Origin of the sequence: Pediococcus sp. EKM201D (genome assembly GCF_011800215.1) — a bacterium.
GTDB lineage: Bacteria > Bacillota > Bacilli > Lactobacillales > Lactobacillaceae > Pediococcus > Pediococcus pentosaceus.
In genome coordinates this window covers 62,989-79,296 of sequence record NZ_JAALFK010000006.1, presented here as the reverse complement: position 1 = coordinate 79,296, position 16,308 = coordinate 62,989, and the positions used below count along the sequence as shown (strand labels likewise).

Here is a 16,308-nt window from a genome sequence, read left to right as displayed (position 1 = left end):
TTAACCCTTTACCAAAGATAAAAATTTACTATATAAATTTAAATAAAATAATTATTTGAAAAATCACACGATGGGAGACTAATAAATGCATTCAAAAGTTGATCAGATTGAAGTGCGGGGCGGAAATGTCCATAACCTAAAAAATATCAATGTTAATATTCCTTTAAACCAGTTTGTGGCTATCTCGGGTCCATCGGGATCAGGAAAGAGTTCACTCGCTATGGGCATCTTATATGCGGAAGGATCACGACGTTACTTGGAAGCTTTATCGACCTATACCAGGCGACGAATCAATCAAAATAAACGTTCTCAAGTGCAAGAAGTGCGTCATATTCCATCGGCGATAGCTTTACGGCAACGTCCTAGCGTCCCTTCAGAACGTTCAACAGTAGGTTCAATGAGCGAATTATTCAATGTCGTACGTTTAATTTTTTCACGATTGGGTTCAACTGTCTGTCCCAACGGGCATCGAATTCAACCTAGTTTAGAAATTGCTCAATCGATGGATTTACCAGGCGGAACGGATAGTAGAATGGGAATCATCACTTGTCCAACCTGTGGCATTGAATTTATGGCCAAGTCAGCCGAAGATTTTGCCTTTAATTCTGGTGGAGCTTGTGTAGAGTGCCATGGAACTGGTCGGGTTCGTGAATTGGATGAATCCAAATTAATTGGCGATGAAAATCAGACTTTAGCGGAAGGGGCAGTAGCTTCGTGGCATTTGCCGGGACGGAATTTTATGCCAACCGTTGCTGAAACTTTAGGAGTTAGAATAAATGTTCCTTATAAAGACCTAACACCTCATGAAAAAGATATTGTGCTCCATGGAGAGAAAAAACAATATGCGGTAGATTTTCGGACTTCGACCGGCCGAGTTTTCCATACTGATAAAACCCTTTATGAAAATGCTTATGAGGCGGTCTATGATTCACTAAAAACAGTTAAGAGTGATCGAGCAATTAAAAGGGTAAATGATTTCTTTCATTTTTCTACTTGTCCCACTTGCCACGGTTCTCGTTTAAAACCAGAACTATTGACCCAGTTAGTTGGTGGTTTAAATATTGCTGAAGTTTCAGACTTAACTTTAGGAGAACTCCCTGACTGGCAAAAGAAGACCCAGAAGGCATTGCCAGATGAGATGCAGGCAATGGCGAACGTATTATTTAAAGAACTGGTCGATACTTTACGGCCCCTATTGGAGTTGGGGTTAGATTATCTAGCTTTATCGCGAAACGGAAATAGTTTATCAACTGGCGAATTGCAACGAATTCAGTTGGCCAAGACGCTTAGAACGGAAACCACGGGGGTTCTCTATGTCCTCGATGAACCATCTATTGGTTTACATCCTGATAACATTAAAGGGCTAATTAATATTTTTAAGGCACTGATTGAGCAGGGGAATTCTTTGGTAGTAGTGGATCATGAAGTAGCAATTATTGAAGCTGCTGATTGGGTGATTGAAATTGGCCCTGGATCGGGAGATGCAGGTGGTCGAATTATTGCCGAAGATACTCCGGAAAATTTAAGAAAGAATCCGGATTCTTTAATTGGTCCATTTATGACCGGTAAGGCCAACATCATGCATGATAAAGTTCCAGCAACTTCTCAAAATAAGGAGCTGAACACCCAGTTAACGGTTAAAAACTATTTTAATTTAAAAGATATTAATGTAACTATTCCAGGCAATGAAATTACAGCTGTAACTGGTTTTTCTGGAGCTGGTAAGACTAGTTTAATTTTAGATAGTTTGGTTCCGGCCATTGAAGCTAGAGCCACTCGACAAGCGATGCCTCAGCAAGTTAAGGTCCTAGAAACCAAACTAACCAATGTCGTTAGTGTGGATGCTAAACCGATTGGAAAAAATTCCCGTTCTAGTCTAGCAACCTATACTTCCATCATGGATAATTTGCGACGGATGTTTGCTAATTTGCCAGAATCCAAAGAAAAGCACTATGGAATTGCCTATTTCTCTTACAACAATAAACAGGGTGCTTGTGAACACTGTGGTGGAGTAGGATCAATTTCATTAGATATCCAATATTTACCAGATATGGAAGAAGTTTGTCCTTATTGTAACGGAACGCGCTTCAAACCGGAGATTCAAAAAATTCTTTGGCAGGGTTATAGTATTGTTGATCTTTTAAATTTATCGGTTAAAGAGGCTCTTGTAGTTTTCAAAGATGTGCCTAAAATTGAGAAACAACTTAAATTACTCACTGAAATCGGACTGGATTATCTACACTTAGGGGAGAGCACACCAAGCTTATCTGGAGGTGAAGCTCAGCGTTTGAAACTAGTTAACCATTTAAATAAAACCCAGAAGGAGACGTTGTTTGTCTTTGACGAACCGTCTGTAGGACTCCATCCCCGCGATGTCCAAACCTTATTAGGCGTAATCAATCAGCTTAAACAAAAGGGAGCAACCATTATTATCATTACCCACGATTTAGATTTAATGGCTAATGCGGATTACATGATTGATCTAGGTCCTAAAGGGGGCGCTGCTGGAGGCCAACTAATGGGAAGTGGTGCACCAAAGGAACTAGTTCAACAGTCTCAAAGTTTAACGGTCTCGTATTTGAAGCAACATTTTGAAAAATTTGGGATGCTTGATTAAGTTTTACGGAAAATAAATATAATGAATTAAAAAAACTGATACACCAAGGATTAGGGAATCTTTGGTTGTATCAGTTTTTTGCTATCGTAATATTTTTTAAAATATACTAGTGATTTAAGGTATAGGATCGATTAAACTTTCGACTAACAATCTAATCTCATTCAATTCGTCATTTGGCATTCTATCTTTAGATACTAAAACATTGTGTAATCTGTCATCTAAACTACACCAATCGTTATTAGTATATTCAATATTTATATTAATATCAGGAAGTAATCCTAGTAGGGATGAAAGTTCGGTTGCTTAATAAATATCTTTAATACGCATCATTCTTACCTTTCCAATATAAAATTAGATTATAAATTTCATCAATAATTGAATTATTACCAGTCATATAGATATTAGTAAATAAAAATATTACAACCGATTTACAGTTATTACTCTAAAATTATTAGAATTAATTGTTACTGAAATATTCTTTTTGCAGTTGTAAACATAATAATTTTTTCCATTTTTGCTAATTGAATCCGCAGTTTTAATACAATCAGTAATTAGATTTTTGATGGTTAACTTATCCATAACCGAATCTAACTTTTTATTTATTCTCTGATAAACAAGTGTTGTATAGCATAAATGATCTAAAATTGTAGATTTTAAAAATTCATTATTCATTGACGCCTCCATTAATTTTTGAGAACAATAATCATTGTGGCAATTATTCCATCTGTTAATGCAACTATGCCGAATTTTTTATGTTTAACACTATTCCTCTTTATTCATTTAAAAGCTTACCATCATCGTTCCACGCACCGTACATTCTTCCTTCGCGTGTCATGTCTAAAAATTTATTCAATCGACGTTTGTATACGATAGGATGTTTTATTTCTTGTTGAATATTTCCTATTCGTACACGAATGTATAATGCTGGAAATGATTTAAAATTTTTTAATACTTTTTCGTCATCTCTAATTTCTTTCCATATTTCGGAAGCAATTATAAAATTTTCTGTGGACATATCGGGCAATACTGCTCGTCCTGCATCAGTCATTAATCCAATTCTTTCTAAACGCCGGACGCGCTCTTTATTGAGTTCTGTCCAATTATTACTTTTTCTTGGTGTAATACGTTGGACATGTGTTTTTTCATCCAATTTTTTGTTTATTCCGTCAATCCACCCAAAGCAAAGTGCCTCTTCAACAATATCCAAATATAAAATTGTGCCCTTTTTTGGCTTTCTACTCATAATAATCCAAGCCTCTCTTGCAACCTTATGATTTTTCATCAACCATTCACGTAATTGTTCTCTTGTACTAACAGGCAAAATTTCAATGTTATCCCATCTCATTTTTTAACTCCTATAAACTGTGATAAGATTATTCTATTGCATAATGGTGTCAAAAAATGAAAGGGTTAAAATGAAACGCGTTGAACGAATCAATACAATGATACATTATATAAATAATCGTGCGTTTTTCACGATTAAGGAATTAATGGAAGAGTTTCAAATTTCAAAAAGTACAGCAATTCGTGATGTCAACGAAATACGTTTACAAGGAATGCCCATCGTGTCAGAAGTTGGCCCTGAGGGAGGATATTTTGTAGAGCGTAACCGTATGTTACCTAGTATTCGTTTGACAGACTATGAGTTACGTGCAATATTCTTAAGCTTTTTAGCTACTTCTAACCGAGGATTACCATTTTTAGTTGATAGAAAAGCATTAACCGAAAAATTACTTTTGGTTGCTTCAGATGAGCAAAAAGATAACTTACTTGAATTACAAAACTTTGTCTGGATAGGAGGAGTCAATCCAAATCATCCTACTTTATTGAATGAATATGATCGAGCTAACCCATTGCTTGAAAAGGTGATTCAAACTCTTTTGAACACACGACATTTAATCATTACCTTAATTAATGGAGATGAACGCGATATTTATGTTCGGGGAATTTTTCAGCGTGAGTTATCCTGGTTTATAGAGGGTATAAATTTCAAAGATAAAAAACAAATCATTTTACCAATCGAGCAAATAAAAAAGATTTTTCAAAGTAAAGTCTTCATTTCTAAAAAACAGTTTAAGAAAATAGAGCCCCAACAACCAGATCCCAACGTAATTGTTTTGTTAGATAAATTAGCAATTGAAAGGTTTAAGCGTCTCAATTTACCTCATATTTTTTTGCGTTCTGATCATAAAAATATTTTATTAGAGACATTTATTCAGGTAAAAAATGAGATGGAAATAAAAAATGCCACAGATTGGTTACTATATTTAGGAGAAGGAATAAAATTTAAACGATTACCAAAAGAGATAGCTGAATGCATACAAAAAAGATTGGCAAATTTTAGCGATAAGTTGGTTGACTAGATCCGAGCATAATTAAAGTAGAAGCTTCAGCTTGTTAATATTGATTTCAGAATTAGAAAGTAAACAGGAAAAGTTGTCTAAAACTCTAATTTAGAACCGTTTAAAAATATATTAATGTTATAAAAATGAAAACTAACCTAGCAATGATGCAGGTAGACAATTAATGGAAACTATCAAGATTTGTAAAGGAAAAAATATTGAATCTGGTATTGAGTAAAGAGGAATTTTAATAATCAAATGAAATCATAAAACAAAGGCCGAAAAGACTAATCTAAAAAGATTGGTCTTTTTAGTTATAAGTAATTATTGTGATCTAATCACGACTAGTCTATGCTAGCTGCTTTAGTCGCTAGTGCCGTATATATTATGATATACACATATTCATAAAAAAATGTCGTCTTTTGATGTTTTGTTGTCATTATTTGACGTTCTTTGGTGATAGGAATCTGGTTATACTTATCACATAAGTTAAGCAATGAGATGCGAATCAGGAGGATAATTAAAATGGCAAAAACAGCTTTGATTACAGGTGCAACTGGCGGATTAGGAAAGGAATTTGTTAAACTATTTGCAGATAATGGAAATAATTTGGTTATAATTGGTCGTAATTCAAAGAAATTAGCCGACCTAAAAAAAGATGTAGAAAGTAAGTATTCGGTTAAGGTAGATACTATTGCAGTTGATTTCGCAGATGAAACAGCTGCCGAACAGATTTTTGAACAAGTTAAAAATCGAGATATTCAAATTGATTATTTAGTAAATAATGCTGGTTTAGGAGGACAAGGGACCTTTGTTGATCGAACAATGGAACAAGATATCTCCATGATGCGTGTGAATATGTTGGTCCCAACTAAATTAATGAAGCTATTTATTCCAGAACTTGTTAAAAAGGGTTCGGGTAGGGTACTAAATGTTTCATCATCCGCTGCTTTAATACCAGGACCATTACAAGCAGAATATTATGCAACAAAAGCTTATGTAACCTCTTTGAGTAATGCAATCGCATATGAAGTTAAAGGTACTGGCGTTACGGTGACTACTTTAATGCCAGGAGCAATTGACACAGGTTTCGCCAGAGCTGGTGGACTAACCCAGACGAAGATGTTCTCCCATGGAGCTAATCCAACTGATGTTGCTAAAGAAGGATATAAAGGGATGATGTTAGGTAAGTTGAATGTTTTTGCAGGATTATCACCCGTTCAGCGGCCATTCGTTAGTCTAATGCCATTAATGCCCAAGAAGGCTATTATGGGATTTGTAGCTAACCAACAATCAAATTCAAAATAAGGTGAGCAAGAATGAAAAAATTTATTGTTAATGGGCAATATCAACAACTGTTGAAACAAAATGGTTTTGATATTGGAAAAGTTTTTGAAGGCTGCTAAATTACCTGAAAATCTTTTTACACATGAACAGATTCGAGTGACCGAACAAGAGTATTACACATTAATGAATGTAATTGCTAATCAGGCAACTGATCAACAGACCCTTCTCAATCTATCGACATTTAACGGTATTGAGACTTTTTCACCACCTATTTTTGCTGCTTATTGCAGTGAAAATGGTATGAAATTTATCGAACGTTTAGGTCAATATAAGCAATTAATTGGGCCGATTGTATATCAGATTAATCAGAGTGAAGATGCTATAACAGTTACTCTAAAATCCCTAAATGATCAGGTGATTGATTCTAAATTTTTTGTAATTAGTGAGTTTATTTTCTTGGTTAACTTAATCTCAAAAGCTACCGAAATCAAAGTCAAACCATTAAAGGTAACATCCACGTTCATGGATTTTGAACCAGTGCTGGTTAATGTATTAGAAACTAAACCAGTTGTTGGTGAAACTAATAGTATTACATTTAAAATGACTGATCTCGAACTACCATTTTTAACAAATAATGCCGCACTTCGCTCATATCTTACACCGGAATTAAAACGACGGTTATCTGAATTAGACGTTGATGAGTCAGTCAGTGCTCAGGTTCGTAGTGCTTTGGTTGATTTATTACCTACTGGAGAAACAACAGCAGAAGATGTGGCGCGTAAATTAAACGTTAGCAAACGAACTTTGCAGCGTAAATTAAAAGAAGAGGGGACTAACTTTCAGAAACAAATTAATAGTGTACGTGAAATGTTAGCTAAAAGTTATCTAAAAAATACAACGTTGTCTTCGGATGAGATTGCTTATCTGTTAGGTTATTTAGAAGCTAATTCATTTTTGCGGGCGTTTACGATTTGGACGGGAATCAGTTTTAGTGAGTATCGAAAGCAAATTGCAAATAAAGAACGATAAATTCGGAATGATAATTGAGCTAATACCACAAGACAGATTGTTGAGCCCACTAGCGTCACGTTTTTTACATAATGTTAGGGTATTAGTTAGTGAGAAAAGGGATGTAATAACAAAGTATAATCATTAACAGTATATTATGTGGTATTTGATTAAAGACAACTTTCTAAAAAGAGTACGCAAACAAAAAGGATATCAACTTCAGTCGATATCTTTCTCAAATTCATTATCAATATATTCAGTATGTAAAAAGCTGTTTTATTTTTTAAAAATTGTTTTTCTGATTTTACGATATTGACTTTTTTAGTTGCAATATTATTCTTCAGGTAAATTTTCTTTAATTATTCTTGCCGGATTACCTGCAATGATTACATTATCTCCGAATGATTTAGTTACTGTAGAATTAGCACCTACGATAACGTTATCTCCAAGAGTGACTCCTGGTAAAATAACAGAACCGCCACCAACCCAGACATTATTTCCTAGAGTAACGGGAAGACCATTACCAATAAATTTTGCTCGCTCTTTTGGATCTTTGGGATGGAATGCAGAGTATATTTGAACGTGTGGTGCAAGCATACAGTGATCTCCAATCGTAACTGGAGCAATATCTAAGATAACATTGTCATAATTGCACATAAAGTAATCACCAACGTGAATGTTGTAACCGAAGTCACATCTGAAATTTGGTTGAATCCAGGGGCTTACGCCGACTGATCCGAACAATTGCTTAATTATATGAGCCTTTTCTTCTGTGGCAGTGTCATCGAGTTCATTCATTTGTTTGCAAAGGCGTCGTGCACGGGTCTCCTCGGACGCTAATTCAGGATCCATAACATTGTAAGGTTCGCCAGCTAAGAATTTTTCTTTTTCTGTTTTCATTTTATTATCCTTCCGATAAGAAATTGGTCTATGAGCCATTACAAGCATATTAGCATAGATGGGTAAGGAACAATTTTTTTATAAAAAACCAAGAAAACTCACTTTGTGGAATTGCTAGGTGTATCAAACAAAGTTACCCAACAATTTAGTAGATAGCAGTAGCATGAATAAAAAAGAAGATGGTCACATGCATAAGTTTTCAATATTTATATTGGCTTTTTTAGCACTTTCATATTCAGTTTTAGGTTTTTCCCATATCTATTTTAGAATTAAGACAGGATCGTGGAAGTAATTAATGGAAGAACTAACAAGCAAATAAAAGGAATTAGAGCGCTACAAGCGGTATAAAGATAGCCACAAAGAAGAACGGAAAAAACGGTGGCACGACCCAACGCTAAAAGGTATATCACTAAGTTATCGGACTTGAAAGATTTACAAGAAGTACAACGCTGGTTAGATAATAGAATACCAGAATTAAAAGACTAATCTAATTTTCAATTTAAAACTTGTAACAATAGAGTGTACCTTATTGCGTTAGTTTTGAATTATTGAAATGGCCGCAAAATTAAGTGTCATATTAGACTTGTAACATTTTAAGTAAGAGTAGATTTTTAAGGGGAGTGGACAAACAAAAAAAGATATCGATATTAATATCGGTATCTTTTTCCAATTCTCCCCTGAAAATTCGTTGCCATATTCGTTGCCATTTAATGCTATTTAGTGAAACTAGATAAGACACTCTTTTTTTAAAGCCTTGATATATCAATGCTTTACATAGCTGATTTAAAAATTCGCTAAGCTTTTGGCTTAGTTTTATAAAAAATAGCTTGCGAGGCTTAGGTTTTCACAAATGCAGAGGAGATATAATTATCATGGAAAGACGATATTTTATATAAATTGGTAATGCTTAGAAGTTTAAATATTTCGATAGAATGGCTCCTATACTGTGATTACATACAACTTTTGTTCGTGTGCTAAGATCCTAGTAAAGGAGTCTTTTTATATCGAATTCTGATATTCGTTATTCCAATAAATTTAAACAAACAATTATAGATTTATTTCATCAAGTAGGATAATTCCCACACTCAATTAGCTACGGCTCCTATTAAACAGTTGTTGGATCGAAAACATCCTTTTAAGATGATCCACAGTGGTATGGCGAGCCAATCCGATATACTATTCATTTATTTAAAAATACAACGATAGCGAATCAACTAAGTCATTCATACTCTCGTAAGGGAAAGTCAGCCGACAATGCTCGAATGGAAGCTTACCATTCGTTACTGAAACGAGAACTAATTAAGCATCACTATTATAAAACTATTGATCAAGTGGTTCAGGAAGTAACCAAATATAATCACTACTACAGTGAGATTAATGGTCGAGAAACTTACGTATCCCGTGAACAAAGAACCACTTAGATCTACTATGATCCGTCATATTTATTCTTAAATAGCCCTGCAATAAGCCATATTAAAAACAATTTATTCAAGGAATATTTGTGGTGAAAATAAGTAATTTTAAATTTTAAAAACACCTAAAATTATTTTAGTACTGATTAGTATGACGTGGTTTATTTAAAGTTTAATTATTATTGATATAATTTTGTGTGGAATATTGACATATGTGCCCTTTAATTCAACTCTTCTATCAATTTTAACCAAATCTTCTGATAATCGGTTTAATACCGAGCAAGTTGAATATCAAACAGCTATTGATCAACTTGTACAAGATACGGAAATTGCATAGCACTAAGATAAAAAATCTCCTTTATATTATTTGATATAATCAACAATATAAATAAAAAGTAATTATATTATAATTTGGAATTGAAAAGGACTGAAAACTTAAATGACAGTAAAATTAGAAGATGTAGCTGAATTAGCAGGCGTCTCGAAAACAACTGTTTCCAGAGTACTTAATAATCGGGGATATATTAGTGAACAAACCCGTAAGAAAGTTCATGAAGCAATAGAGGAATTACATTATTCGCCTAACGCAGTGGCTAGACAGTTATTTAAGAAAGAAACTAAGCTAGTTGGATTAATATTTCCGTCAGTGGACAATCCTTTTTTTGGGGAGTTAGCAGCAGAACTAGAGAAAAGGCTTTTTAAGCAAGGGTTTAAAGTCTTAATTGGAAATTCAATGAACGATCCTGAAAAAGAAAAAGCCTATCTTAAAGAACTCATTGGTAACCAAGTAGATGGGTTAATTGTCGGGGCCCATAATTATGATATTGATGAGTACAAAGTAACCAATCTGCCCATTGTGGCAATTGATCGAATAATTAATGACGATATTCCTATAATTGCATCTGATAATTATCAAGGCGGTAAATTAGCTACCGAATTGTTAATTAGCAAAGGCGCTAAGAATATCATTGTTACTGATGGACCACTGGATTTACAGACGCCGGCCCATAATCGAAGAATTGCTTATGAATCAGTTATGAAAAAAAATAAACTTATCCCAAAATCGTTTATCATTGATTTTAACTGGAATTTGGATAAAAAAATCAAAGAAATAAAAAGGATGTTCAAAACTTATTCTAATATGGATGCCGTTTTTGCAACAAATGATGCCGATGCAGCACTTATATGGAGAATTGCTAAACGGATGAATGTTAAAGTTCCTGAAGAATTAAAAATTGTGGGGTATGATCGTGCTACCTCAACAAGGATTTTGTTACCAGAACTAACATCCATTGAGCAACCAGTTGAAGAAATGGCTAGTTTAGCAGTTAAAACATTAATAAAAAGAATTAAAGGTGAAAAAACAGAGCCTAAACAGATTGTTCCAGTCACTTTGTGGAAAGGAGAATCGGTTTAGGTTCTTTTTATAAAAAATATATTAACCGGTTGACACATTCAAACAAGAGAGATAAAATAATTTTTGAAAACGTTTTCTAATATTGTGTCATCCGGTTAACACATTTTTGAATTGAGGAGCTTTATTATGAAAATTGATGAATCTGAAATCATTAAAGTAACTAACAATCGTTATCGATTAAACTATCATCTAATGCCAACTTCGGGATGGATGAATGATCCGAATGGATTTGTTTATTTCAAGGGTTATTATCATATCTTTTATCAATATTATCCATACGATTCACAATGGGGGCCAATGCATTGGGGCCACGCACGGAGTAAAAATTTAATTGATTGGGAACGATTACCAGCAGCGCTAGTTCCAGGAGATAAAGAAGACGAAGATGGATGCTTTTCTGGGAGTGCTATTGTTAAAGACGACAAATTATACCTAATTTATACTGGACATCATTACTACGTTAAAAATGATCCAGATAATTTTTGGCAAAATCAAAATTTAGCTTTTAGTGAAGACGGAATTAATTTCACTAAATATGAAAATAATCCAATCATCGCTAATCCACCAAAGGATAATACGATTCATTTTCGAGATCCGAAGGTTTGGGAACACAATGGAAAATACTATGTGGTGATTGGTAGTCAAAATCAAGAAGAAGTTGGTCGTATTTTGATGTATGAATCTGAAGATTTACTAGATTGGGTATTTAAGGGTGTCATTGCTGAATCGAAATCAAGTAAAATCGAAGGATTTATGTGGGAATGTCCCGATTTATTTAGATTGAATGGAAAAGATATCTTATTACTTTCTCCACAAGGAATTGAATCTGAGAATAAAAAATATCTAAATTTATTCCAAACCGGATATTTTGTGGGGCAATTAGACTATGATCAAGTATCTTACGAACGTGATAAATTCACTGAGTTAGATCATGGCCATGATTTTTATGCTACACAAACTATGTTAGCACAAGATGGTCGTAGGATTGTTTTGGGCTGGATGGATATGTGGGAAGCAAAGATGCCAGAACAAGTTGATGGTTGGGCCGGAGCATTAACCTTACCACGAGAATTAACCTTAGTAGATGATCATCTGTATATGAATCCTGTGGAAGAAGTAAAGGAATTACGTACTGATAAATGCGTAGATGAAAGCATTAAAAATACTAAATATTTGCTGGCAAAATTAGGCAAAAAGGAAATTGAATTGAACATTGATTCTCAACTTGAGGATTGGGAAGGAAATATTTTTACATTTTCGATGATTCAAAAAGGAGAAACTAAATTATCGCTGACCTTTAATAAAGATAATCAAGAATTAATTTTATATCGGCATGGAGAAGACCCTAATCGTTACGCTAATTTAGAAAAATGCATGCGCTTAAAATTACAAATATTTATTGATCGAAGTTCAATCGAGTTATTTATTAATGATGGCGAAGTAGTTTTTTCAGAAAGAATCTATTTGATTGATAATTATGATATTTCGTTAGAATCTGATAGTCCAATTGATATGGGGATTCAGGGATATTTTCTTAAAGGGTGTGAATAATATGAATGAAAGTTATTACTATGATGTGACTAAATGGAATGAAGGTAATCCTTTTGAGGATATTGGTGTAGTAATTAATAGCATTATTGCAGATATTAAAAATAAACAAAAACAATTAGATGTTAATGATGGTGGTAAGCCGGGAGCTGTCATTTACTTGCCACCAGCCGATTATCATCTAAAAACACAAGTGAAGATTGACATAAGCTTTCTCAAAATTGTGGGATCAGGTCACGGTTTTACATCTTCCAGCATCAGATTTAATGTTCCAAAAGAAAATTGGGTTAATCTGTATGAATTATGGCCGGGGGGAAGTCGTATATTGAATGAATTATCGATTGAAAAAGATAGTTCAGAAGAAAGTTTAGCAGCATTCTTAGTAAAACGTGACGGTGATCCAAGAATTAGTTCAGTAGAATTTAGTAATTTTTGTATTGACGGGGTTCATTTTATTGATGATGGAACTAATGAACCTAATGTTGAAAATACTTATGTAAACGGAAAAACTGGGATATACGTTGCAAGTGCACAAGATTCATTTAAATTTTCAGGAATGGGACTAGTTTATTTAGAACATGGAATTACAGTTTATAATGCGGATGCCTTAACAATTCATGACAATTTTGTTGCTGAATGTGGAAATTGTATTGAACTTCGGGGATGGGGGCAAGCTTCCAAGGTTACTGATAACTTGATTGGTGCAGGTTTCAAAGGTTACTCAATTTATGCTGAAAATTTCGCACAATTACTTGTAACCGCCAATAATATTTTCCCTCGAGGAAAAAGTATTATTCACTTAAAATCTGTTACTCGATCTTTAATTTCAAATAATATACTACATTCTTTTTACCCTGGAATGGTTATTTTAGAAAAAAATAGTTCAGAAAATATGATTTCTTCTAATCATTTTTTGAGAGACCATGAACCTTGGAAACCAATGCAGATTCATGACAATAATTTAATGGATGATTTTGGATTACTTTCAATTGAAGGAAATGATAATTCAGTTATCGGAAATCATTTTTCAGAAATAATTGATGAAGAATATTTAAGACCAACGGGAATTAAACCAATTATTATCAGAATTAAAAAAGGTAATCATAACTATATTTCAAATAATAATTTTGTGGCAGCTGAGGCTAACGCTAAAACTGGTGATTCTGCATATGCAGCACAAGTTAATTCTTTATTACTAGTGGAAGAAAGAAAAACGTTAAATATTGTGACAGTGCTCGTAGATGAGAGCTCAAATTCAAACACTATCTTGGATTCTGGTTATGAATCACAAGTGGAAATGAATAAAGACAGAAATTCATTTAGACCATTGCCAACAATCTAATTTTAATTCTAGGCTTTATAAAACATAGGGAGTGATTTTAATTGAAAAAAGCTTTCGGTTATTGGAACAGTTCATTTGTTATTTTTATAATGTTTGCCAGTCAAGCAATTTGGTGGTCATTTTTTCAAATATGGCTAATTAATAATTTACATTTTACGGGTTCACAAGTTGGTATTATATATTCTTTTAATTCAGCTGTGACTTTAATTTTAATGTTTGTCTACGGCGTAGTCCAAGATCGTTTAAAATTGAATTCTAGTTTGTTAATTTTTTGTGCAACGTTGATAAGTTTGATTGGCCCATTTTTTTCATGGATATATTTACCGATACTTACCAATCATTTTGCAATTGGCGTTTTGATTGGAGCATTTTATATTCCAGCAGCATTTTTGGCAACTGCACCTTTAACAGAAACCTATGCTGAAAAAGCGAGCAGACAATTTGGATTTGATTATGGTAAGGCTAGAGCATGGGGATCTTTAGGGTATGCATTGGCTACCTTAATTGGAGGTTTCATGTTTCCAATCAATCCCACTCTCAATTTTTGGAGTGGTTCTGTTTTAGGAGTTTTATTCTTGATTGATGCACTTTTTACTAGAAAAAAAGTGATAACTTATCGTCAACGTGAACAAAAGTCGGATGGCAGTTCTATTCCAACGTTATCTGAAATGCTAGATGTTGCTAAAATGCCTACCTTGTATATGATGATTATTTTGACAATGTTTACCTGGACATTCTATACAGTATTTGATCAGCAAATGTTTCCACAATTTTATACTAGTCTTTTTATAAATCAGGGAACTGGTGAACAGCTTTATGGAGTTTTGAATTCAGTTCAAGTTTTTGGTGAAGCAATTATGATGGTTTTAGTTCCATTTTTAATGCACAAGATCGGTGTGAAGAAAACGTTGTTACTAGGTATTACAGTCATGATTGTACGAATTGGATTATGTGGAATTGCCGATACACCATTATTGGTTTCTTTAATAAAAATGCTACATTCAATTGAAGTTCCGTTATTTATGCTTTCAATGTTTAAGTATTTCACTTTACATTTCAATAATAAATTGTCGGCAACGTTATACATGGTTGGATTCCAAATTGCTGCTCAAGTGGGGCAAGTAATACTATCTACACCATTGGGAATTTTGAGAGATACAGTAGGTTATCACACTACATTTTTAGTGATTTCAGCAATCGTATTATGTGCACTAATCTTCGCATTATTAACCTTGAAAAAGGATAACGAAGATGTATATGGTATAAGCTTAGCGAATTAATATAACGATTTCTTAAATCATTAAAGATAAAATAGGAGGATTAGATGCTACTAGGAAGTATTGAAGCGGGTGGAACAAAATTTGTTTGCGCAGTTGGAAATGAGAATTACCAAGTACAAGATCAAATTCAGTTTCCGACTACTACCCCAGAAGAAACATTAAGAAAAACAGTAGATTATTTTAAGAAATTTAAGATTGAAGCTCTAAGTATTGCATCATTTGGCCCAATCGAGATTAGAAAGAATTCAGATAACTACGGCTACATAACGACTACCCCAAAACCAAATTGGAGTAACATTGATTTTGTTGGTTATATCAAAAAATATTTTGATATTCCAATATTTTGGACGACTGATGTTAATGGATCAGCATATGGAGAATATGTGATGTCAACGCTATCTAATGAAAAAATAAATTCGTTGGTTTACTATACAATCGGAACGGGAGTTGGGGCTGGTGTGATTGTCGATGCTCATTTAATTGGAAGTATCGGTCATCCAGAAATGGGACATATTTTATTAAAACGGCATCCAGACGATCTTGATTTCAAAGGTATCTGTCCTTATCATGGCGATTGCCTAGAAGGGCTGGTTGCTGGACCAACTTTCGAAGCTCGTTTAGGAATTAAGGGGCAAGAGGTTGCTACAGATCACCTAGTATGGAAAATAATGGCTTACTATGTAGCACAAGCAGCATTACAAACAACGCTCACGCTTCGACCGAGTAAAATTGTTTTTGGTGGCGGAGTAACGAGTGAAAAATTCTTGCGAAAAGTTCGAATTGAATTTAAAAAGCTTTTAAATGATTATGTTCAAGTTCCAGATTTAGATCATTATATTGTTACCCCTGCGGTAAAAAATAATGGATCGGCAACGGTTGGTAATTTTGCTTTAGCGAATAAAATTTTAAATGAATAAGACCATAATAAAAATACCAAGCTTTTGAGGTATACCCCAAAAGTTAAAGTAAATATTTAGTTGTTACTTAATGTCCTCTAGTAGAATTAAATAAGAATACTTTATATCAATATTGGAAGTTACTTCGTTGTGCAAAATTTGTGCAAAATATTTTAGTTTTTAGCGTGTTTCAATCTAAAAGTCTAAACAAAAAAGCTGATACAACAAGGATTACAAACCCTTAGCTGTACCAGCTTTT

The 16,308-nt window shown here is 33.7% G+C and carries 12 protein-coding genes; 9 read left to right on the top strand and 3 right to left on the bottom strand.

The genetic code is table 11. From position 1 onward, the window contains the following. Positions 1 to 85 precede the first annotated feature (85 nt). Entirely contained in the window at positions 86 to 2,617 is a 2,532-nt protein-coding gene (locus HFC68_RS08520; RefSeq protein ID WP_167399798.1) for an excinuclease ABC subunit UvrA, read from the top strand. Between the two features lie 417 nt (positions 2,618 to 3,034). Here the strand turns inward: HFC68_RS08520 and HFC68_RS08515 are convergent, their stop codons facing one another. Together HFC68_RS08515 and HFC68_RS08510 are read right to left on the bottom strand one after the other, a co-directional pair. After that, complete coding sequence (locus HFC68_RS08515) at positions 3,035 to 3,289, bottom strand: DUF3781 domain-containing protein (RefSeq protein WP_158190447.1); 255 nt, start codon at positions 3,287 to 3,289, stop codon at positions 3,035 to 3,037. Between the two features lie 100 nt (positions 3,290 to 3,389). Beyond that, positions 3,390 to 3,962 (bottom strand): YdeI family protein, encoded by a 573-nt coding sequence (locus HFC68_RS08510; protein WP_167399797.1) that lies wholly within the window; start codon positions 3,960 to 3,962, stop codon positions 3,390 to 3,392. A gap of 70 nt (positions 3,963 to 4,032) precedes the next feature. Between HFC68_RS08510 and HFC68_RS08505 the strand changes: the two genes are divergently transcribed. The 3 genes from HFC68_RS08505 to HFC68_RS08495 all read left to right on the top strand — a co-directional run bounded on the left by HFC68_RS08505 (position 4,033) and on the right by HFC68_RS08495 (position 7,275). Beyond that, positions 4,033 to 4,980, top strand: coding sequence for a YafY family protein (locus tag HFC68_RS08505; protein ID WP_167399796.1), 948 nt, complete (start codon positions 4,033 to 4,035; stop codon positions 4,978 to 4,980). Between the two features lie 504 nt (positions 4,981 to 5,484). Next, the gene (locus HFC68_RS08500; RefSeq protein ID WP_167399795.1) at positions 5,485 to 6,267 is read left to right on the top strand and encodes an SDR family oxidoreductase; all 783 of its coding nucleotides are present in this window, start codon (positions 5,485 to 5,487) and stop codon (positions 6,265 to 6,267) included. Positions 6,268 to 6,339: 72 nt separating this feature from the next. Then, positions 6,340 to 7,275 carry an AraC family transcriptional regulator gene (locus HFC68_RS08495; RefSeq protein ID WP_167399794.1) on the top strand — a complete coding sequence of 312 codons (936 nt, stop codon included), beginning with the start codon at positions 6,340 to 6,342 and terminating at the stop codon, positions 7,273 to 7,275. A gap of 312 nt (positions 7,276 to 7,587) precedes the next feature. On the opposite strand, the gene HFC68_RS08490 is transcribed toward HFC68_RS08495, so the two are convergent. Next, complete coding sequence (locus HFC68_RS08490; RefSeq protein WP_158190448.1) at positions 7,588 to 8,154, bottom strand: sugar O-acetyltransferase; 567 nt, start codon at positions 8,152 to 8,154, stop codon at positions 7,588 to 7,590. 1,851 nt (positions 8,155 to 10,005) lie between these two features. On the opposite strand from HFC68_RS08490, the gene HFC68_RS08485 reads away from it, so the two are divergent. From HFC68_RS08485 to scrK, 5 genes are all read left to right on the top strand, one after another. Next, positions 10,006 to 10,983, top strand: a complete 978-nt coding sequence (locus HFC68_RS08485) for a LacI family DNA-binding transcriptional regulator (protein WP_158190449.1) — start codon at positions 10,006 to 10,008, stop codon at positions 10,981 to 10,983. Between the two features lie 126 nt (positions 10,984 to 11,109). Further along, positions 11,110 to 12,534 carry a sucrose-6-phosphate hydrolase gene (locus HFC68_RS08480; protein ID WP_158190450.1) on the top strand — a complete coding sequence of 475 codons (1,425 nt, stop codon included), beginning with the start codon at positions 11,110 to 11,112 and terminating at the stop codon, positions 12,532 to 12,534. A 1-nt stretch (position 12,535) separates the two neighbouring features. Then, positions 12,536 to 13,873, top strand: a complete 1,338-nt coding sequence (locus HFC68_RS08475; protein ID WP_158190451.1) for a NosD domain-containing protein — start codon at positions 12,536 to 12,538, stop codon at positions 13,871 to 13,873. 41 nt (positions 13,874 to 13,914) lie between these two features. Further along, positions 13,915 to 15,153, top strand: a complete 1,239-nt coding sequence (locus HFC68_RS08470; RefSeq protein ID WP_256677790.1) for an oligosaccharide MFS transporter — start codon at positions 13,915 to 13,917, stop codon at positions 15,151 to 15,153. 44 nt (positions 15,154 to 15,197) lie between these two features. After that, a complete protein-coding gene (gene scrK / locus HFC68_RS08465) occupies positions 15,198 to 16,070 on the top strand; it encodes a fructokinase ScrK (RefSeq protein ID WP_158190452.1) in 873 nt (290 codons plus the stop codon). The last annotated feature ends 238 nt before the right edge of the window (positions 16,071 to 16,308 follow it).

What these genes read in the sequence shown, in the direction of transcription:
- HFC68_RS08505 (WP_167399796.1), top strand. Translation starts at nt 4,033, where the DNA reads ATGAAACGCGTTGAACGAATCAATACAATGATACATTATATAAATAAT.
- HFC68_RS08485 (WP_158190449.1), top strand. Translation starts at nt 10,006, where the DNA reads ATGACAGTAAAATTAGAAGATGTAGCTGAATTAGCAGGCGTCTCGAAA.
- HFC68_RS08490 (WP_158190448.1), bottom strand. Translation starts at nt 8,154, where the DNA reads ATGAAAACAGAAAAAGAAAAATTCTTAGCTGGCGAACCTTACAATGTT.
- HFC68_RS08500 (WP_167399795.1), top strand. Translation starts at nt 5,485, where the DNA reads ATGGCAAAAACAGCTTTGATTACAGGTGCAACTGGCGGATTAGGAAAG.
- HFC68_RS08520 (WP_167399798.1), top strand. Translation starts at nt 86, where the DNA reads ATGCATTCAAAAGTTGATCAGATTGAAGTGCGGGGCGGAAATGTCCAT.
- HFC68_RS08475 (WP_158190451.1), top strand. Translation starts at nt 12,536, where the DNA reads ATGAATGAAAGTTATTACTATGATGTGACTAAATGGAATGAAGGTAAT.
- HFC68_RS08480 (WP_158190450.1), top strand. Translation starts at nt 11,110, where the DNA reads ATGAAAATTGATGAATCTGAAATCATTAAAGTAACTAACAATCGTTAT.
- HFC68_RS08515 (WP_158190447.1), bottom strand. Translation starts at nt 3,289, where the DNA reads ATGAATAATGAATTTTTAAAATCTACAATTTTAGATCATTTATGCTAT.
- scrK (WP_158190452.1), top strand. Translation starts at nt 15,198, where the DNA reads ATGCTACTAGGAAGTATTGAAGCGGGTGGAACAAAATTTGTTTGCGCA.
- HFC68_RS08510 (WP_167399797.1), bottom strand. Translation starts at nt 3,962, where the DNA reads ATGAGATGGGATAACATTGAAATTTTGCCTGTTAGTACAAGAGAACAA.